Below are 19065 nucleotides of genomic sequence, written 5' to 3' on the forward strand. Positions count from 1 at the left end.
GGAAATGCCGGGGCGAACTTTAGACATCAGGCTAAAAAAAGCATCAGGTACTCCCGGTAAGTCTCAGCCCCTGCTCTCTTTCCCGGGACGAAAAATAAATATTTTTTTCCTCTTGCCGATACTCCGGATATCCCCCCACGACAGGAAATATAAGCATGAATGCAATCAGTAATCTGGATATCGGTTCAGGATTAGACTTGTCAGAGCTGTACAATAATTTGCAGAACGCAGAAATGGCTAAACTGGCGCCCATTACCAGTGAGGCGACCGCCTGTAAGAACAAAATTTCTGCATTTGGCCAGCTTAAAAGTTGCCTGCAAAGTTTACAGAGTGCGATGGAAGCTCTGACAAAGTCCTCATCTTTTAATTCCACGGCAGTCAACAGTACCAATACGGCGTTTACCGCCACCACTGGCAGCAACGCCGTGCCCGGCAATTATCAGATCAATGTGGAACAACTCGCCACGGCACAATCGTTGCTCTCCGGTAAAATAAGCAGTCACTCAGAACCCCTCGGTAATATCAACGGAGGCACCCGTACACTAACCCTGAAGACCGGTGACGGCGAACCCGTTGAAATTACGTTATCAGACGATGAAACGTCGCTGGATGGTATCGTCAACGCTATCAATAAAAGTGATGCCGGGGTAACCGCCACCAGTATCCGGGCCAGCGATGGCGAGTATTATCTGTCGCTGACCGCCAAAGATACCGGCGCTGACAATACTATTTCGGTCAGCGTCAGTGGTGATGATACGCTGCAAGGTGTCATTGGCTATTCTGCAGGGGACGACACTTCAGGGATGAAACTGACCGATGCCGGGCAGAATGCGAAACTGACGGTAAATGGTATCGAAGTCGAAAGTAAAAGTAATACAGTGACCAACGCGCCTGATGGCGTCACCCTGAACCTGAAAGCGGTATCAGCTCAGGCTGAGACGCTGGAAATCAGTACCAACAGCGATGACAGCGTAAAAGCGATTAAAGACTGTGTTGCCGCCTATAACAAACTGCAATCACTGATCAGCAGCCTGACCAGTTTCGCTGGCACCGGGGCAGCCACGAACGACACCAGCAGCAACGGACCGCTGATGGGGGATAATACGGTCAGAAACATTCAGTCCCGTCTGCAATCGATGCTGTCAGAATCACAGGGGGGAGACTTTTCTATCCTCGCCCAATTAGGGATCACTATCGACCCGACGAAACAATCTGACGGTTCGTCCGGTGCGCTGATGGTGGATGATACTCAACTTGAAAATGCCCTCAAGGATAACCCTCAGGCCGTGGCTGCATTTTTCACCGGCGATGGTAAAACCTCCGGTTTTGCCACTCAAATGAACAATACTCTTAACGACATGCTGAGCGATGCTAACGGTAAAAAAGGAATGCTGGCCAATGCCATCGACTCACTCAACAGCAATTATGATGGCTTAAGTAAGCGCTATGACGCCATGCAGTCCTTTATCGATGCCACTATGGCACGGTATCAGACGCAATTTACTCAACTGAATAAACTGATGTCGCAGATGGATCAGACCCGCCAGTACCTGGCATCTCAGTTTGATGCTTCATCGGATAAATAAGGAACTCCGCATGAAAAGCATGACCGGTGCCAATGCTTACGCAACGATAAGTGTGGAAAGTGCGGTGCTCAGTGCCAGTCAGTCACAACTGACCACCCTGTTATTTGAGGGAGCACTCAATGCACTGGCTCAGGCGCGCCTGTATATCGATGATGGCAACATCAAAGGTAAAGGCCCGGCCCTGTCCCGGGCGATGAATATCATCGAAAATGGCCTGAAAGGGCCATTGCTGGAATGGCGTGAAGATCCGCTGGCAGCGCAACTGATATCGCTGTATGACTATATGGTATTCCGGTTACTGCAGGCCAGTCTGCACAACGATGCCGCAGCAGTCAGTGAAGCAGAACGCTTGCTGAAGGATATCACCAGCGGGTGGAAACAGAGTCTGCAATTACAGAGTGGTCAGGAGGGTTCCCTGTGAGCCCCCGGCGCTGGCTGGTCAGGGTCAGTTCTCTGAACCAGCAGTTACAGCAACTGGCTTCAGAACAACGCTGGCCGGAGATGGAAACACTGGTCAGGGAATACCAGCAACTGACCATGCATTGTCCGGTGACGGACAATAACGGTGACACGATAAGTCCGGGTGAACAGCAGGTATTGCTGCAGGCCCATGAAGCACTCACCCGCCTTATCGCAGACGCCAGGCACACAACCGGCCTGAACGTTCGGGAAACATGGCAGCAGCAACGGGTGGCTAAAGCCTATTTTTCGGTGTAACTGACCTGCCGTTGTATGTCAGACAGGTCACATCACTTAACCGGCGGTACTGCCATCCGCAAAATGGTTCTGCATCAGGGCCGGCTGTATATCCTGAATGACCGGTTGCTTAGGGTGATCTTTAGATTCTGACAGGGCTTTACGGCACTCACCGGTCGGCTGACTGACTTTCTTCAGGGTCAGACCATCATAGTGCATGACCCCGTCTATCACCATGACCGGCATCACGCGTAGCTGGCGGTTAATATTGACCAGTTCATCATCAATCCTCGATAACTTTCCGGGCTTGGCAATCACCCGCTGCCACTGGCGACAATCCAGAGTATCTCCCTGCGGGCTGATCAGCAGAGAGGCCATTGCCTGAGGACTGACCAGCGCTGATTGCGGACCGTCACTTTGCCAGACTCCTGCCAACCCCGACGGTGCCGGCACTTTTGCGGCCTGCGGGTAATTATCAATCTGCGCACAGCCAGCTAATGCCAGCAAAGGTAATAACATCCATCTTTTCATATACTTTCTCTGTTAACCCGTCACCGATACCTGTTACGCGGACATTATATAGCGTCCTCATGCTATTGCAGCCCCCGAATTGCAAATATCCCGCAGTGAATCCGCCTGCATTACCTGAATTTACCCTGACATTCGTCTACAGAGCAGATACAATTGCGTGATGTTTGATTCAATGAAGAATACTATGAAAACGCCTGAACAATATTATGTGATTGCCCGCGACATGTTTTTCTCGGCTCATCCTGACTTTACTCATGCCCTGAACGAAATCACAGAAGAAGAAGCAAAACAAGCGGGTATGGACCTTGAAACCTATCGTGCGCTTCAGGCCGAACGTATTTATGCCGCGTTTCTGCGTCAGAAAAAACTGGATGGGATGATCTTTTCTATCCAGCTGGCGGAGCCGGATAAAGAAGTGGCAGCCACAGCGATTGAGAATTATCTGAAAAGTCATGCTGAGGCGCTGGGTATGACCTGGGAAGAGTTTCTGATTAAAAATGAACTCTGACCGATAGCTGCCAGATAAGCAGTATGAAAACACAGGGGAAAGCTATCCCCTGTGTTCTGTTGATTGTCTGTTATGATCGCTTCTGATACTGTAAACCTCAGTCTGAAACTGACCACCGGGAACTCGCTGAATGGCAAATCACCGAAGTAAAAAATACGGGAAAATGGTACTGGTTCTGGTATTTATCTGTCTGGGTCTGCTGATGTTGCGCTGGGCTGCGATGATTTGGGGATAACCCCGGGCCTGCCCCCTGCTGCCACGATTCGGTTATCTGTCAGGCAACATACATCGCCTGCCAGTCTGCACATATCCCCCACAGGTTCTGCAGCGTTGCTCTTATTGCAGAATAATACCCTGGTCACCCCCCCTTTTTTACCAGATGAATCTGCCGGAAAAATGCCGGAGATTATTCTGCAGCGTTAAATGATCAAATCCGCTTCTGATATTGGCCCTCCCTGCAGAGATACGGATTATCTTCTGTACGGCGTATTCAATTTCATTTCATGAAATAATGCAGAGAAAAACGATATTCTGTCATGATATTAATTTCAAGCGTTGCCCCCCAAGGCCAACGGTTTCCCGGGAGAAACGCCTTTTCCTGAAGGTTAACTATTAGTTGGTATAGCGTATGATATTTGGCCGATATTACTGCCGGAACTACTTCCGCTGGTGATAATAAGCTGAGGAATATTCCAGGGTATTATTCACTGCCCCGTTGCCTGTTTAAAAAGCCCATCCTGTTTGCGGATATCATGTATTCCTCGGGAAAAATAGAATATTTATCTGCATCGCGGGGTTGAGGTAATTAAATTTGATTTCCGCGCCAGGGATTGTTAGCGTAAATAAGATCTGAACAACAGGAGCCACATGTGAATAAAAAAATAATTCTCCCTGCATTAATATTCTCTCTTTGCGGAACTGCAGCAGCACAGGATCTTCCGGGTAAAGGAATTTCTGTACAGGCGGTAAAAAGTCCGCTGGCGGAGGAATCGTTCCAGACTGAATTAGCGAACCGTGCGTTAGCTAAATTAGGCTATGATGTTAAGCCAACTCAGGAAGTCGACTACAGCGTAGCTTATGCTTCGGTGGCCAGAGGGGATGCCACATTCCTGACCGTCGACTGGGAGCCGTTACAAAGCGATATGTATAATTCCGCCGGTGGGAGTAAAGCCTTCTTTCGTGCCGGCCCTTATATTACCGGTGCAGCCCAGGGTTATCTGATTGATAAAAAGACGGCTGAGAAATATCACATCACCGACATCTCGCAATTAAAAGATCCTAAAATTGCCCGTCTGTTTGATGATACCGGTGACGGTAAAGCCTCGCTGACCGGATGTGAGGCTGGCTGGTCTTGCGGTAAAGTCATCGACGCCCAGATTAAAGCCTACGGCCTGAGTCAAACCGTGGAACAGGATCAGGGCAGCTATTCAGCGATGATTGCCAACGTGATATCCCGCTATAAAGCAGGAAAACCTATCCTGTATTATACCTGGACGCCTTACTGGGTGAGTTATATCCTGAAGCCAGGTAAAGATGTCGTCTGGCTGACAGTACCGTTTTCTGCGGCCCCTGCAGGTCAGCCAAATACAGATACACGTTTACCGAATGGTAAAAACTACGGGTTCAATGTCAACGTCGAAAATATTTTGGTGAATAAAGCCTGGGCTGATAAAAACCCGGCCGCCAAAAAACTCTTTAGCGTCATGAAGATCCCGTTACAGGATATCAGCCAGCAAAACATGAGCATGCATAATGGTGAAAATACCAGTGCGGATGTCTCAGCACAGGTTGACGGATGGATCAAAGCACACCAGGCCGAATTTAATTCCTGGATTGCAGCAGCAGAAAAAGCCGCAAAACAATAATCCTCCGCCCCGGGGGATAGCAGCATCCCCCGCCTCCTGTCGTGAGTCTTCACGGCAGGAGTATTTTCCCGAAGTCCACCGCAGTGACTTACCCGGCTGGCAACGTCAGAATAATAAAAGCATTCCGGCACTGAGGGCGACCGGTAATGTATCGATTTTAGTAATGAAAACAGACACAGACTACTGCTGACTTTTTTCCGACAGAAAGATGAGTGCTCTATTGTTCCACAAAAAGCAGGCAGAAGAATTTAAAAGCAGGTTATTCCCGAAGTTGTCCGTCGCTGTCTGCAGACTTTAAGGCAGTGACCGTCGGATGAACACGCTGATTCAAATATATATTTCAGGGGAATCCCTTCCGTTATTTTTATTCTGTCAGTCATCTCGCTAATCGCGTTAGATGTACTCCGATGTCAGCAGTTAACTTGAAGTCTATTCAGTTAACGTTTCCGCTCCCGAACATCATTTCTGAAATCTCGTTAAAATTATAATTCGTTATCACCGGAAGGGGCTGACCTTCGATGAAAATTCGGGTTTTATTACCAAACCCCTCGACCTTCACAACTTTTAATTTATTTATTATCAGTGGCTTACCATGAACATCTTCGAGCTTTAACATATTTCCCCCAAAAAAAATACCAAAAATCATTCTGATTGCGGTGTGGATAATAAGGAAAAAAACAGATTTAGCAAAGATTAATTCCCCAAAAACCACTCACAAATACTTTAGACAGGAAAGTAAACTAAAAAAGCATCAGAAACTGGTTAATTATTATAACCTCGTGGCAAAATTCATTTCATCCCGTTAAAATTCGTCTCATATTCTGTATTTAATTCTGCGATCAGGATTTCGACGAAATATTGTTCTCTGGCCCGGATATCCGTCGTGATCCGGAAATAGCATCCGGGTTAAATATACACTTGCTCTCGTCTCTCCCTTCTCTTTTGCCAGATAGCATACCGCGCAGTTCAACCGATACATTGTTCTGCGGAACCACACTCCGTTTGGGTATGGAACAGACGCCTTATGAAACACACGTTATCAGGCCGATAACTGCTGCAGATATCGGTTATCCTTGTCCGGCACCGTTCACCTACCCGCTTACCCCAGGACTCACAGGCAGGGACTGCGTTATCCAAACGAAGTCAGCCGGTGAATATATTCTGCTGTTTACATTAGCGCTAAACGATAGCGACTATTTCTTCATTGCAGCCATGAAAGATAAGGCGGACATGTATGCTTCCCCTGGCCTGCCCTCTGCAGACGTTGAAAGCATTTATCCGCTCTTTAAGCCTCAGTCATAGCCTGCGGGCCGGGTACCCGTCGCTGAAGCCGGGATTGCCGGAGCCGTGATCATTTTATCCAGACTTTCGATGGTCTTGAATGTGCATGAGCAATCTATATTCCGGCACTGGTAGTACGTTTCTTTGGTAGTTTCGGTCAGGTAACGGCTGGTTCGCGTATGCGAATTTTGCCGGCAGACAGGGCAGCGCATCATCATTCTCTCCTTCTTTATTCAATTAAAACCCCACTGGCGGGGGAAGATTCAGACTTCCGGCGGTCGGTCAGTAACAGCAACCTCCGGTAACCGGCCCGCTATCGTGTGACCGGCCATTTATCAGATTCCTTTACGGGGTGATACCCACGGTGCGTGTGGCCGGCATACCTCATACGGGCAGTTGGCCTATGCCGGTCGTTGTTAAAAAAAGACTCCCGGCGGGGAAAATCAGCTCAGTGATGGGATAACTTCACCGTCAGGGCGATGGACGGACAGAACTCCCCGCTGTCAGGCCGACACAGGCATGGATTCACACCCGGCTCAGACCCGGGCTGGTTCACAGGGAGTACTTTATTCAGCACTATGGCGTGCGCAGATAAAAAGTAAGAAAACACAGACAGGCAGAAAAAGCATTTTCGACAGGAAGTCGTAATTCAGGCCCGGAGAGGACAGACGAAAAAAAACCCCGCCGTAGCGGGGTGGATAATATTAGCAAACCAGATGCACCCGGTAATTCGCTGAATCATGGGGAACATCCCCCGGCAACCCACTCAGTATTTTCTGGGTGTCGTCGCCGGCCCCTTATATCTACCCCCAAAAGCGGGCCGGGTCAACCTTATTAACATGCCAACTTATTGATTTGTTGTATTTAAAGACAATTCGCATCGGAAAATACTTTCCCTGAAAACAAAGAGCTATGAAAGTATTATGCCGCTTATTTTTATCACCAGGATAATCATCAGGCTTAAATAATGTCTGTGAAGGCGAAAGAAGCCTTCTCCGTGGCACTCGCCGGGCAGGGTCAGAGAAGCCCGGACCCGGCGTTGATAGATTTCGCTTTTCAGCGACGCAGGCGGAAGCCGTTGTTAAAGAGCAGATAAATCCTGTAGGTTATCTTTTTATCTTTCCTCCGGGCAGGATCACCAGATGCCGTGCAAACAGAGTCTGCTGACCGGGTCCTCCTGTGATGAAGCTGCGTAATTTTGTCTCCGGCCACCTCATCTTAAGTTTTCTTTAAATGTAAAGATGAAGGAATCTTAAGTCAAGATAATTTAAGATAACTTAATATGAAAAATGAAACCATCGGCATGCGTATCCGTAAGCGCAGAAAAGAGCTCAGGCTCACTCAGGCCGCCCTCGGGAGTAAAATCGGGGTGAAAGGCGGTGCTATCTCACAATGGGAAGATGATAAAACCAGTCCCAAAGGGGAGAATCTGATTGCGCTATCACAGGCAATGGGGTGTGTACCTGAATTTCTGCTCTATGGAGAGAATTCCGCCTCTAACGTCGAGCCTGCGCATGCTGATATCAGACATATTCCTGTGATCAGCTACGTTCAGGCGGGAGAATGGACCCCTGAGTCGTCGATAAGGAGCCTGGAGGGTAACATAGAGTACTTGCAGACGAATCTGGACTTATCGTCATCCGCATTCACCCTGATTATAAAAGGCTGCTCTATGGAGCCTGAATTCAGCGAAGGGGATGCGGTGGTAATCGATCCCAATGTTTTCCCGCTGCCCGGGGATTTTGTTGTTGCAAAAAACGGTGAAGATGAAGCGTTATTCAAAAAATATCGCCCCCGCGGGATCATCGCTGGCAATGAAGTTTTTGAACTGGTTCCGTTGAATGATGATTATCCGGTACTTCGATCCGATTCATCGGAAATCCGCATTGTCGGCACCATGATGGAGCATCGTAAATACCGGCGACGGAGATAAACTGCCCGGAGTCCGGATCCACCCGCCACTGGCGGGTTTTTTTTGCGCTGATTTTACGGTTTCTTAAATTAACCGGAACTTTGAATAATCCTTTACTTAAAATAATAGTTGCACCATGACTTAAGATTACTTAAGTTATTCCTGTAACAAGTTCTCGTCGCGGCTGAACTGATCGGATACACCCCATGGCACGGTCTGACTGCAGACGGTGGTGCGGTATCTTCAGCGCTATCCGGCAAAATTCGCAAATCTGATTTTCAGGAGGTCACAGTGACACGCAAAACCCCTTTTAACGGCTCTGCCGCAGGCAGGCGTCGCCAGCGCCGTGCTGCGCTGCAAAGCGATGCCAGTAACAGTACAGAGCTTTTGCATCGCCCTTCCCCTTCCCTGTCACTGAGCCGCAAAACACGGCCGAATACCGAACGTGCGATAACGCCGGCCGGTTCGGAACAGTTACAATTGTACCGGCAGAAAATGCTGACCTATGCCATGACCTTCGCGCCCCGGACCCGCCCGGTAAGACAGTCACCGCCAGCCTCCGCCGTTATCACCTGTCAGGCACGGGAAAAACGACGGAACGTGCCGGCCCCTGCATAGGATGACTAAGAAGTTAACCGCTTCTTTCCGCAGACTCCGGCACCCTTACATTACAGGGAAATCGCCAGCGGTAGCGCTGACCTGCCGCCAGCCCTTCGCCTCCGGTCCGCCGGGTCATGACAGTCCCGATGTCACCTCCGGGAGAACACATCCGTTCCGGCGAGCCGGCGTCATCTCTCTGTGACTACGGAGTCAGTACCACCGAAGAACAACGGGTAACCGGCTGAAAAGTAGCAATTTTTTCATGATGATACATTTCAACGATCTGTGGATCATCATCAATCGCAAACAGGATCTCGTATCCCTGGGCCTTCAGATCCCGTACGGCGTGACGTTTAAACTCTGCCGGAGGACGGTGATCGTCATTACTGCGATATATAATCTCAGGAGCCTGGCGTCCGCAGACTCTGCCCTCCAGCCACTGACCGGTCTGCTGACTGAAGTTTTCCTGTCTGCTGGTGATAATAAAAACGGGGAAGTTGCAGAGTAACGCGTTCAGCATGGTGAGACCCGCATTAATTGGTGCATCGTTGACGCATTCCGCCACAAATGGATGCCATGCTTCGTTGCAATGGCGCTTGTCTTCCGGCGGCACCAGATGTGCCCGATGACTGCTATCGCAAATAACCCCATCGAGATCCATAACAATAATTTTCAAATAAGCTCCTGCGCAACAGGCCGGGGTACCTTTACCCTTGCCCTGAAACTGTCGTTAACAGGGATATCTACATCATCCTGCAAGTGATGAACAGCATTTTCGCAGCCATCTCCGGCGTGAACAGCTGGCCTGATGCCATTCACTGAATATCTGTCAGATGCCGCTGCAGCCTGAATTATCTCCTTCTCAGCAGAAGGCTGACCGGCGGGAGAGATGAACCGAAAGATTAAGAAAAGTTTTTGCCGGCGCGTCAGACGGACAACCGTCAGGGTAAAACGCTGTACCGGAAAACATTTAACAGCAGTTGAGCGACATGCACTCAGGTGCCCGACACCTGACCTGCTGATAACGGGTTCCCCCTTTGGCAACACAGATTCGGTACAAGCGTTATAAAGTCAGCACCCGGGTTTTTCAGGATAGCGTTCAGCTACCTCCCTGTATCGGGGGACCGCCGCCCTGACTGACGAAAATTATGCATACTCTGTCAGTGACAGCCCGACCGGAGAAATCCGGCAAGCGATATCATTGCTGCTGTCGTCTGCCAGGGGTCAGTAGTCAGTAGTCAGTAGTCAGTAGTCAGTAGTCAGTAGTCAGTAGTCAGTAGTCAGTAGTCAGTAGTCAGTAGTCAGTAGTCAGAAAACAATAAACGGCCTGTAGAGTGAAGTCATATTCAGATGCAGGTCGCCGGCATCCATAAATTAATTAAAATTACCCTACGCAGATCAAAAAAAAATACTCATCCGGCGAGGGCACAGATAAATACGGTAACATCCCCTGCTGATATTATCACCGGAAATAACGTCATAATGGAAATAAAAAGAAACCCTGTTATTGATTATATGCGCTGTTTAGGGATGGCTTTAATTATCTTCGCTCTTATTTCCCCGCCTCTCGTTTTGTTTCAGTTACGAACGTTTGACGTTCCGATGATGGTTTTTATTTCCGGCATGATATTTTACTGCGCGGAAAAAAAGTTAAATTTACATCTTATGCCCTTTCACGAGTAAAAAGGCTCGTTTATCCCGTCCGGGCATTTCAGTTGTTTTTTTCCTGGCTCTTTTCATTGTAAAACCTGCCTCCCTGTATCCGTTGGTGTCGTTACAGACCATCATCAGCTCCGCAGCCTTGAGCGGGTTTGGGTTTTTCTGGATAATAAAAATATTCATTCTACTCTCAGTGCTGTCTCCTCTGTATTTCAGGGCGTCAGAGTACCTTTCCGGCGTTAGGCTGACGATAGTGGTACTGATACTCTCTGCTGACAGCCAGCATACTCCCTGCCCTGCAACCGCACGGGGATAATATCAGTACGGATATGATTAATTATCTGATCACGGAGATGATTATACCGTCACTGACCTATGGTGCGATGTTTATTTCAGGTGTCAAATGGCTGACAATGCAGCGAAGTGAACGGATGTTTTGCTTTGTGACTTTTACCGCAACCACCCTGGGATTCATTGTTTACCGCGAAGTGGTTCACGGCACATGCCCCTATCTACAGGATGATAAATATCCGCCCGGATTCTATTTTATCTCCTATGCTATCCCGATGACCTGCCTGGTTTATCACTTTTTATACCGGTTCACTGATAAAGAACAATCACCACCAGAGATTATTCGTTTTATTTCATCCAACACGCTATGGATTTATCTCTGGCATATTCCGGTGGTGACTTATTTCTCCATGAGTCAAAGCAGCATGCATTTTATTCTGAAATATCTGATAGCATTATCCTGTGGTCTGCTGCTGACGCGGATTCAGCATCAGATAATACAGAAAATCCTGTACACCTTCCGGCATCACCGCGGAGTGTCCGCCTTTATCAGACAAACATTTACCGGGTAAGAATTTATTTGATTCTCCGGTGAGTTACCATTTTCGTCGACAGGCCGGTGACGTTATCCCTTAGATGAGTCGCCGGAGATATAAAACAGCCCCTCATGTTCAGAAAGGATCTGATATCCCGGGCTATCCGGCGGTACGGGGAATAATGCCGGCCCCGGGAAAAGTGTCAGAGCGGAAGCCCCTGGGGATCGCTGCACCCGCCGGGAACACTCGCCCGCAGACGACCCTTTTTTGGTGTCGTGTGGGAGGACGATGATTATCGTACTCTTATTCTGTCGTCGCTCATCGGGGTAACGCACACCACAGGCAATCACTCCATCGTCCGGAAAGCAGCCTTGACCAGGCAGGGACAACAGTCAGAGAGGTTTACTCGTGCAGCTGTTTTTATACCGGCGGGTAACCCGATGCAGGAACAGATACTGATCGCGGCATAGCGCGAAGCGCACCCTGCCATTGTCCGGAGGGCAGACAACGGTTACAGGATAGCGATGCCGGATAATGAGAAGTCACAGAGAGCGACTCTGAACGAAAAATTAAATATTTTTAGTCCCATACTGTTCCACGATGGAATAGCAATGAATAATTAATGAGTTAAAACAATATATTAACTACATCATACAGACATATTCATAATGTCGGTATAAGCGCTCACCAGTTTATTACGAACCTGAACCCCCATCTGTAAAGAAAGCGCAGCCTTTTGCTGGTCGATCATCACATCATTCAATGACACATCCGGGATACCGGCTTCAAACGCCTCTGCTTTGTTTTGCGCTTTTTGATAGCGTTCACTCAGGTTATTCAGCGCCCGATGCAATATGCCGGAAAACTCCCCTGCCTGCGTATCGACGCCTGACAGACGCTCTGTCCCGGCAGATACCGGAGTAATCCCGCGGTCGATTTGCTGAAGCAGACTATTCATACCTTATCTCCTCTCTGCCCGATGAGCCTGATAATCTACCCTGCTGCGACAGGAATGAAGCGGAAAACTAACCCTTAAAATACTGACTGTTTCAGCCATCATTCACGGGAAGGAAGTCAATAATGCGCGATATTTCTCCGCAACTTTTCTGTGTTTTTTGGGAGTATGTCGTATTGTTAATTGAATATTATCCTCTTCGGGCCGACTGGAAGATCCTATGACCCTGAGTCCGGCCACCGTTACCTCATCATTTAACGCCTGGCGACAACAACTCCAGTCAAAGCTACGTACCCTGCCAGGGATCCCGGTCATTTTTGCCGGAGCACTCTCCGTGGCACTGGTCGTGGTACTGGCTCTGTGGGCTAAGGCACCGGAATATAAAGCGCTGTACAACACGCTGTCAGACCAGGACGGCGGGCTGATTATCAGTAGCCTGAATCAGATGAATGTCCCGTATAAAGTGGATGATAAAAGCGGTGCGCTGATGGTTCCGGCCGAAAGTGTACGTGAGTTGCGTCTGAAACTGGCAGAGCAAGGGTTGCCGAAAGGCGGGTCAAACGGGTTCGAATTACTGGATAATGAAAAGTTTGGTATCAGTCAGTTCAGCGAACAGGTTAATTTTCAGCGTGCGCTGGAGGGGGAACTGGAGAGGACTATCGAGAGTCTCTCCGCCGTAAAAACGGCACGGGTCCATCTGGCTCTTCCCAAACCGTCGGTCTTTATCCGCGAAGAACAACTCCCGTCGGCCTCGGTGACGCTTGAACTGCGCCCTGCGCGGGCACTGGATGACGGTCAGGTCAATGCCATTGTGCATATGGTGTCCAGCAGTGTCAGCCGGCTACCGCCTGGTAATGTCACTGTGATTGATCAGAATGGTAACCTGCTGACCAGCCCCGGTCTCAACGGTCAGGGACCCGACAGGGTACGTCTGAAATATGCGGCCGAAGTCGAGCGAAATATCCGCCAGCGTATCGAGAATATTCTGGCACCGATGGTCGGTGCCGGCAATGTCAGGGCACAGGTCACCGCGCAAATCAACTTTGACCGTCAGGAACAGACGGAAGAGCGCTACGGCCCCAACGCGACGCCGGATAAAAAAGCCATCCGTTCGCAACAGACCAGTGACAATCAGCAAAACGGGGGCGCATTACCGGGCGGTGTTCCGGGGGCATTAACGAATCAGCCGTCACCGGCCGCGACGGCCCCCATCACTACGCCTGTACCCGCAACTGGCGCAGCCAGTGCGCAGGGGAAATCAGCCACGCCGGCCGTGAAAACGACCACCACGGCGAAGGATCCCGTCCCGATCAATCAGCAATCCAGCCATGACGCTACCACTAATTATGAGCTGGATAAAACCGTGCTGCATACCCGGCTTAACAGTGGAACCCTCCGGCGGCTTTCGGTGGCGGTGGTGGTGAACTATCAGCAGGATGACAAAGGCGTCCCACGCCCTCTGCCGGCCGGGGTGCTGAAGCAGATCGAGGCGCTGACCCGGGAGGCCATGGGATTTTCCGAACAACGCGGCGACTCGCTGAACCTGGTCAATGCCCAATTCACCCCCGATGAAGATAAGGTCGGCCGGTTCTGGGAGCAGCCGGAATTTATGACGCAGATGATCTCTGCAGGTCGCTGGCTGGTCGTGGCGCTGGTCGCTTTTCTGCTCTATCGCAAAGTTGTACGACCAGTCATTGATAAGCAGAAACAGATCAGAGACGAGGAAAATGCCGCAGCTGAAACAACTCCGCCACCTGAGGAACCTCAGGATAATGGCATGCAGGAGACGGCACGTAAGGCACAACAACGAATTAACAGCGAGATCCTTAGCCAGCGCGTACGCGAGATGTCAGAAAATGATCCTCAGATAGTCGCCCTGCTGATCCGCGGATGGATGGGGAATGAATTATGACTCTTAGCGGTACCGATAAAAGCGCCATCCTGATGATGACGCTGGGCGAAGAGCAGGCAGCGGAAGTTTTCCGCCACCTGAACCAGCGAGAAATTCAGCATCTCAGTGCGGCCATGGCTGCAATGAAACAGATTTCACATCAGCAACTGACTCAGGTCCTGCAGCAGTTTGAGAAAGATGCAGAACAGTATTCTGCTCTCAGCCTGAATAACAGTGATTATCTGCGCTCGGTGCTGATCAAAGCCCTGGGTGAGGAACGTGCCAGCAGCCTGCTGGAAGATATCTTTGATACACGGGATACCAGCTCCGGTATGGATACCCTGAACCTGATGGATCCGCCTTCGGCAGCCGATTTAATCCGTGACGAACATCCGCAGATCATCGCCACGATCCTCGTCCATCTGAAACGGTCACAGGCTGCGGATATTCTGGCGCTGTTTGATGAGCGTCTGCGCCATGACGTAATGTTACGTATCGCAACCTTCGGGGGGGTTCAACCGGCGGCGCTGGCCGAGCTGACTGAGGTACTGAACAACCTGCTGGACGGACAAAATCTCAAGCGGGCGAAAATGGGCGGTGTCCGTACCGCGGCAGAGATTCTGAACCTGATGAATGCCCGGCAGGAAGAGTCCGTGATTGAAGCTGTGCGCGATTTCGATAATGAACTGGCACAGAAAATTATCGATGAAATGTTTTTGTTCGAAAATCTGGTCGACGTGGACGACCGCAGCATACAGCGCTTGCTTCAGGAAGTAGATTCCGAGCAGTTGCTGGTGGCGCTGAAAGGGGCACAGCTGCCGTTACGCGATAAGTTCCTGAAAAATATGTCTGTGCGGGCGGCCGACATACTGCGTGATGATCTCAGCAGCCGGGGACCGGTGCGTATGTCTGCGGTAGAGTCTGAACAAAAAGCCATTCTGCTGATTGTCCGTCGTCTGGCCGAAGCCGGCTATATTGTGATCGGAGGTGCGGATGAAACTTATGTCTGATATCCCTGCGGCTGAGCTGTGGAAGAACTGGCAGCCTGAGGAATTTGATCTGACTGGCGAAATTATCACGGCCAGCCTCCCGCAACCTGACATCGCGCAGCCGCCCGCCCCGGCCCCTGAAGGGGAGGCTCCCCCCCGGCACAGCGCCCCGCCACCCTCAGCGCCGTGTCCGGTGTCACTGACGGAAGAAGAGAAACAACAGGCCTGGCAGGAAGGTTATCAGCAAGGCATGGCCCGGGGGGAAATGCTGGGCCACCAGCGTGGCATCGACGAAGCGTTGCAGCAGGCACGGCAGGAAAGCGCGCAGAAAACGGAAGAGATGCAACAACAATTATCCGGACTGGCCGCCGGTTTCTCCCGTTCACTGGCGATGTTTGATGGCATGGTGACGGGACGATTACTGCAGCTGGCGTTGCAGATTGCCTGGCAGATTTGCGGTGACAATGTCGCCTGCGACACGCGGTTGCTTACCGAAAACATCCGTCAACTGCTGGCGCAGGACCCGCTGTTCAGCGGCACGCCTTTCCTGCGTGTTCACCCGCAGGATCTGGATGTCGCGCAACAGGTATTCGGTACGCAAATCAGCGAACACGGCTGGCAACTGGTGGCAGACGCCACCCTGCGACCGGGAGACTGCCGTTTACAGGGCGAGGACGGTGAACTTGACAGCAGCCTGTCAACCCGCTGGCTGGCACTCTGCCAGCGGGCGCAGTCAGGAGCCTACTGATGACCTCATCTCCCCTGAACTGGCCGCAACAGCTGGACCGCTTCGAGCAGTCACTCGCATCTTTGTCCGCGGTGCGTCGCAGCGGCTCACTCACCCGGGCCACCGGGCTGGTGCTGGAAGCCAGCGGGCTCTCGTTACCGCTGGGAGCCTCCTGTCGGGTCGAACGCCGGGCGGCCCCTCCGGCTATCTGTGAGGTCGTGGGCTTCAGCGGACATCGTTTGTTCCTGATGCCGCTGGAAGAAACCGACGGACTGGCCCCCGGGGCGCGCGTGTTTGCCGCAGAACAGCAGGACGCGACACAGAGTAAAACATTACCTCTCGGCCCACAGTTGCTCGGCAGGATCCTCGACAGTGCCGGTCACCCGCTGGATAACCAGCCCTTACCCGCAAATACAGACAAGGGGACGCTCTCCACCCGGCCCTTAAACCCGTTACAGCGTGCGCCGATCAGACATGTGCTGGATACCGGTATCCGGGCCATCAATGGGTTGTTAACCGTAGGGCGCGGTCAGCGTATGGGGCTTTTCGCCGGGTCCGGGGTCGGGAAAAGTGTTCTGCTCGGCATGATGGCACGTTATACCCGGGCCGATGTTATTGTGGTCGGCCTGATTGGTGAGCGTGGCCGTGAGGTCAAAGATTTTATCGAAAATATTCTGGGCGCGGAGGGGCTGCGCCGGTCGGTAGTGATTGCTGCGCCGGCCGACGTCTCGCCCCTGTTACGGCTTCAGGGCGCGGCCTACGCGACGCGAATAGCGGAAGATTTTCGTGACCGTGGCTTACACGTATTACTGATTATGGACTCACTGACCCGCTACGCCATGGCTCAGCGTGAGATCGCACTGGCCATCGGTGAACCCCCGGCCACCAAGGGTTACCCGCCTTCGGTGTTTGCCCGCCTGCCGGCGTTGGTGGAACGGGCAGGAAACGGTGATACCGATCAGGGATCGGTCACGGCATTTTATACCGTCCTGACGGAAGGCGACGACCAGCAGGACCCGATCGCTGATGCCGCCCGCGCCATCCTGGACGGACATATTGTGCTTTCCCGCCAGCTCGCCGAAGCCGGTCACTATCCGGCGATCGACATTGAAGCCTCGATAAGCCGCGTAATGTATGAGTTAGTCAGTGGATCGCAACTGCACCAGGCGCGTTACTGTAAACAACTGCTTTCTGTCTGGCAGCGTAATCACGACCTGGTCAGCGTAGGCGCCTATGTGGCCGGCAGCGACCCGTTGCTCGATCAGGCCATCGCTCATCAGTCAGCCTTGTCCGCCTATCTGCAGCAGGGGATGGGTGAACATTGCAGCTATCAGTCAGCCTGTGAACAGTTACAGCAGCTTTTTACTTCATCTGAGGATGTGCAATGAACAACGATCTTGCTCTGACAACCGTCTGTGACCTGGCCCGGGAAGCACTGGCTGAGATGACCGTCAGGCTGGGCCGGTTGCAACAGGCCCAACAGCAGGCGTTTGAGCAGAAGGTGTTACTGGAAAATTATCATCAGGATTACCAGAAACATCTCCGTCAACGTGCCTTACCGGGGATCACTTTTAATCACTGGAAAGATTATCAGCAGTTTATGCCCTTTCTGCAGCACTCATTACAGCTACAGCAACAGGTCCTGCAACAAAGTGAGCAACAGCTGGAACAATGCCGCCGGCAATGGCATGAAAAGAAACAGCGTCTGCATGCGCTGGAAACCCTGCTGAAACGTCAGTCAAAACGGCAGGCGTTACAGGTAGCACGTCAGGAACAGAAGCAGACCGATGAATTTTCATCCCGCCGATCCGCCGGAGGCACGTTATGCCTGTAATTAATCATGCGACATCTCCGGCGGAGCTGCTTGTGGCCCGGCCGGATTCGCCAGAGGCTCAGCCCTCCAACCCGTCGCCGCTCTTTGCTTCACTGTTTCAGCAGGTACGACAGTTAAGCGGTAAAGGCGGAGTACCGGCGGACTCAGCGCTGACAACGGCCTCGCAGGTAAAAAACAAAAAAAACCATAAACCCGCCGTCACTCCGGCAGACATTTCCCCGCAAATACTGCTGGTTACGCCTGACAGTGCCCCCGTACCTTCCAGGCTGAATATGAGCGGGCTACGGGCACTGACCGCACAGGCTGCTGGCAGCGCCCTGCGCGGACGAGCGGCCACGGCGATTACCGGGGCCGGAAAACCCGCCACCGACGCCGGACCTGGCGGAAAGTTACCGCTCCCTGCCCCTCTGTCCGCGCCAGGAGAGCACGCCGGCGGGGCGCGGCCACCCGCCACGTCTCTCCCACCCGAAGCCAGGCCGTCCTCACGGCCCACGTCAGCGCCCCGGAGAAACCGGTTGGATGACAACAGTGTGCCGATCACCCCCCGACAGAAAACAACGGCAGAGACATCCCGCAATGTGCCGTTTTCCCTGCCTGCGGGCGTGATATCGCCGCCGGCAACCGGGATCCGTCAGGGCCGGCAGGAGGCCCCCGGCACCGTAACACTACCGCCGTTTTCACCGGGGCCGTTACCGGAAAGCCTGCCGGAGAATGCTCCCGCTGCCGGCAGTGCCGTCAGTCTTTCTGCACCGGTTAACGGTCAGTCGTACTGGCAGACCCCGCTGGACCAGCAGATTCTGTTTATGCGGCGTAATGGAGTCCATACCGCGGAACTGCGGCTTCATCCGCGTGAACTGGGCAGCCTGAAAATTTCTCTGGTGATGAATAATGACAGGACCGACCTGGCCTTTATGTCAGACCATAGTCAGGTAAGGAGCGCACTGGAAGCGGCTCTTCCTCATCTGCGTCATGCGCTGGCCGAAAGCGGGATCAGCCTCGGGCAGAGTCATATCGGGCGTGAGCCCCCTTCTCCGTTCTCCGGCTTTACTCAGTCCGATCACTCACCTGACCAGCCGCAGTCCAAAGCCGCTGCCCGGCAGGAACCGGAGAGTCTCGCCGGACACAACCCTTCTCCCGAACCCTCATTACAGGGGCATCCGCCGTCAATATCAGGGGTCGATCTCTTCGCCTGAGCCGGGAATTC

General features: G+C 51.9%; 20 protein-coding genes. 15 read left to right on the forward strand and 5 right to left on the reverse strand.

Annotation, left to right across the window (positions count from 1 at the left end):
* The first annotated feature begins 155 nt into the window (after positions 1–155).
* Genes fliD through ABD035_RS13715 form a run of 3 tightly spaced genes read left to right on the forward strand, consistent with a single transcriptional unit; the run spans position 156 to position 2303 of the window.
* Positions 156–1586 (forward strand): flagellar filament capping protein FliD, encoded by a 1431-nt coding sequence (fliD, locus tag ABD035_RS13705; protein WP_343870770.1) that lies wholly within the window; start codon positions 156–158, stop codon positions 1584–1586.
* Between the two features lie 10 nt (positions 1587–1596).
* Positions 1597–2007, forward strand: a complete 411-nt coding sequence (gene fliS / locus ABD035_RS13710; RefSeq protein ID WP_343870771.1) for a flagellar export chaperone FliS — start codon at positions 1597–1599, stop codon at positions 2005–2007.
* Positions 2004–2303 (forward strand): hypothetical protein, encoded by a 300-nt coding sequence (locus tag ABD035_RS13715; protein ID WP_343870772.1) that lies wholly within the window; start codon positions 2004–2006, stop codon positions 2301–2303. The genes fliS and ABD035_RS13715 overlap by 4 nt, the downstream gene beginning before the upstream one ends.
* Before the next feature lie 36 nt (positions 2304–2339).
* Here the strand turns inward: ABD035_RS13715 and yedD are convergent, their stop codons facing one another.
* Positions 2340–2813 carry a lipoprotein YedD gene (gene yedD / locus ABD035_RS13720; protein WP_343870773.1) on the reverse strand — a complete coding sequence of 158 codons (474 nt, stop codon included), beginning with the start codon at positions 2811–2813 and terminating at the stop codon, positions 2340–2342.
* A 184-nt stretch (positions 2814–2997) separates the two neighbouring features.
* On the opposite strand from yedD, the gene ABD035_RS13725 reads away from it, so the two are divergent.
* The 3 genes from ABD035_RS13725 to proX all read left to right on the forward strand — a co-directional run bounded on the left by ABD035_RS13725 (position 2998) and on the right by proX (position 5186).
* Entirely contained in the window at positions 2998–3321 is a 324-nt protein-coding gene (locus ABD035_RS13725) for a DUF6388 family protein (RefSeq protein ID WP_343870774.1), read from the forward strand.
* Positions 3322–3451: 130 nt separating this feature from the next.
* Positions 3452–3556 carry a small membrane protein YniD gene (gene yniD, locus ABD035_RS13730; RefSeq protein ID WP_249213400.1) on the forward strand — a complete coding sequence of 35 codons (105 nt, stop codon included), beginning with the start codon at positions 3452–3454 and terminating at the stop codon, positions 3554–3556.
* A 634-nt stretch (positions 3557–4190) separates the two neighbouring features.
* A complete protein-coding gene (gene proX, locus ABD035_RS13735; protein WP_212712489.1) occupies positions 4191–5186 on the forward strand; it encodes a glycine betaine/L-proline ABC transporter substrate-binding protein ProX in 996 nt (331 codons plus the stop codon).
* Positions 5187–6478: 1292 nt separating this feature from the next.
* On the opposite strand, the gene ABD035_RS13740 is transcribed toward proX, so the two are convergent.
* Complete coding sequence (locus ABD035_RS13740; RefSeq protein WP_212712641.1) at positions 6479–6682, reverse strand: ogr/Delta-like zinc finger family protein; 204 nt, start codon at positions 6680–6682, stop codon at positions 6479–6481.
* Between the two features lie 1067 nt (positions 6683–7749).
* Here ABD035_RS13740 and ABD035_RS13745 point away from each other — a divergent pair.
* Positions 7750–8400, forward strand: coding sequence for a LexA family protein (locus tag ABD035_RS13745; RefSeq protein ID WP_212712487.1), 651 nt, complete (start codon positions 7750–7752; stop codon positions 8398–8400).
* Positions 8401–8670: 270 nt separating this feature from the next.
* Entirely contained in the window at positions 8671–8997 is a 327-nt protein-coding gene (locus tag ABD035_RS13750) for a transcriptional antitermination N peptide (RefSeq protein WP_343870775.1), read from the forward strand.
* Between the two features lie 184 nt (positions 8998–9181).
* Here ABD035_RS13750 and ABD035_RS13755 read toward each other — a convergent pair whose 3' ends face one another.
* Together ABD035_RS13755 and ABD035_RS13760 are read right to left on the reverse strand one after the other, a co-directional pair.
* A complete protein-coding gene (locus ABD035_RS13755; protein WP_343870777.1) occupies positions 9182–9655 on the reverse strand; it encodes a phosphatase domain-containing protein in 474 nt (157 codons plus the stop codon).
* A gap of 980 nt (positions 9656–10635) precedes the next feature.
* The gene (locus ABD035_RS13760; RefSeq protein WP_343870779.1) at positions 10636–10821 is read right to left on the reverse strand and encodes a hypothetical protein; all 186 of its coding nucleotides are present in this window, start codon (positions 10819–10821) and stop codon (positions 10636–10638) included.
* A 101-nt stretch (positions 10822–10922) separates the two neighbouring features.
* Here ABD035_RS13760 and ABD035_RS13765 point away from each other — a divergent pair, with 101 nt between their 5' ends.
* Positions 10923–11501, forward strand: coding sequence for an acyltransferase family protein (locus ABD035_RS13765; RefSeq protein WP_343871024.1), 579 nt, complete (start codon positions 10923–10925; stop codon positions 11499–11501).
* 613 nt (positions 11502–12114) lie between these two features.
* Here ABD035_RS13765 and fliE read toward each other — a convergent pair.
* On the reverse strand, positions 12115–12423 hold the full coding sequence (fliE, locus tag ABD035_RS13770) for a flagellar hook-basal body complex protein FliE (protein ID WP_343870781.1): 309 nt from the start codon (positions 12421–12423) through the stop codon (positions 12115–12117).
* A gap of 217 nt (positions 12424–12640) precedes the next feature.
* On the opposite strand from fliE, the gene fliF reads away from it, so the two are divergent.
* The 6 genes from fliF to ABD035_RS13800 are packed head-to-tail and all read left to right on the forward strand — an operon-like array spanning position 12641 to position 19054.
* Positions 12641–14332 carry a flagellar basal-body MS-ring/collar protein FliF gene (gene fliF / locus ABD035_RS13775; protein ID WP_343870782.1) on the forward strand — a complete coding sequence of 564 codons (1692 nt, stop codon included), beginning with the start codon at positions 12641–12643 and terminating at the stop codon, positions 14330–14332.
* Positions 14326–15321: a flagellar motor switch protein FliG gene (gene fliG, locus ABD035_RS13780; protein WP_343871025.1), complete on the forward strand. Its 996-nt coding sequence runs from the start codon at positions 14326–14328 to the stop codon at positions 15319–15321. Before fliF ends, fliG begins: the two co-directional genes overlap by 7 nt.
* Positions 15314–16048, forward strand: a complete 735-nt coding sequence (locus ABD035_RS13785; RefSeq protein ID WP_343870783.1) for a flagellar assembly protein FliH — start codon at positions 15314–15316, stop codon at positions 16046–16048. Before fliG ends, ABD035_RS13785 begins: the two co-directional genes overlap by 8 nt.
* Positions 16048–17415: a flagellar protein export ATPase FliI gene (gene fliI / locus ABD035_RS13790; protein WP_343870784.1), complete on the forward strand. Its 1368-nt coding sequence runs from the start codon at positions 16048–16050 to the stop codon at positions 17413–17415. The genes ABD035_RS13785 and fliI overlap by 1 nt, the downstream gene beginning before the upstream one ends.
* The gene (gene fliJ / locus ABD035_RS13795) at positions 17412–17861 is read left to right on the forward strand and encodes a flagellar export protein FliJ (protein WP_212712771.1); all 450 of its coding nucleotides are present in this window, start codon (positions 17412–17414) and stop codon (positions 17859–17861) included. The genes fliI and fliJ overlap by 4 nt, the downstream gene beginning before the upstream one ends.
* Entirely contained in the window at positions 17852–19054 is a 1203-nt protein-coding gene (locus tag ABD035_RS13800; RefSeq protein ID WP_343870785.1) for a flagellar hook-length control protein FliK, read from the forward strand. The genes fliJ and ABD035_RS13800 overlap by 10 nt, the downstream gene beginning before the upstream one ends.
* Positions 19055–19065: the final 11 nt, after the last annotated feature.

Origin of the sequence: Tatumella terrea, from assembly GCF_039523755.1 — a bacterium.
Lineage (GTDB): Bacteria > Pseudomonadota > Gammaproteobacteria > Enterobacterales > Enterobacteriaceae > Tatumella > Tatumella terrea.